This is a genomic window from Mesorhizobium sp. M2A.F.Ca.ET.042.01.1.1, assembly GCF_003997405.1.
Classification (GTDB): Bacteria; Pseudomonadota; Alphaproteobacteria; order Rhizobiales; family Rhizobiaceae; genus Mesorhizobium.
Map to the genome: position 1 here is coordinate 1 of NZ_RZRX01000613.1, position 748 is coordinate 748.

The 748-nt window shown below is 66.4% G+C and carries 1 protein-coding gene; it reads left to right on the forward strand.

Annotation, left to right across the window (positions count from 1 at the left end):
- On the forward strand, positions 1-748 hold a 748-nt coding region (locus tag EOA23_RS35175; protein ID WP_145966625.1), incomplete at both ends, for a recombinase family protein.

Here is a 748-nt window from a genome sequence, read left to right on the forward strand (position 1 = left end):
CTGTCTGGTAGGGCGCGCGATCTCGGATGGCCGGCCGAGCGCATCGTGGTCATCGACGAGGATCTCGGCCTGTCGGGTTCCGGCAGCGTCATGCGCGACCGGCTTTTGTTGGGGTTGAAAGGTGCCATGAGCGAGGCCGAGCTGCATGTCCTACGCGCCCGCCTCAATGGCGGCATCAAGAACAAGGCGGCGCGCGGCGAATTGCGCCGTGGCCTGCCGGTCGGCTTCGTCTGGGGCGAGGCGGACGGCGAGATCCTGTTCCACCCCGACGAAGCGGTCGTCCATGTCATCCGTACGATCTTCGCCCGTTTCGCCGAACTGGGCTCGGCCCGCCGCGTCTGGCTGTGGCTGCGGGCACACGCCATGAAGTGCCCGCTGTCGTTTGGGGGGCATCACGAACTGCGCTGGAGCGAAGCCAGCTACCACGCCGTTCATTCCGTGCTTGCCAGTCCGGTCTATGCGGGCGCCTATGTCTATGGCAAGAATCGCTGCGAGACGGTGCTCGACGAAACCGGCGCGCGGCGCAAGCGGATGCGCAAGCTGTCGATGGACGAATGGCAAGTGCTGATCAAGGACCACCACCAGGGCTATATCGACTGGCCGACCTTCGAGACCAACCAGCAGCGCATGGCGAACAATACCCAGCCTCGCCCGCATTCCGAGGGCGCAGAACGGTCCGCCGGTGCGGTTCGTGAGGGCGGCGCGCTGCTGGAGGGCATCGCCCGCTGCGGCCATTGCGAGCGACGGC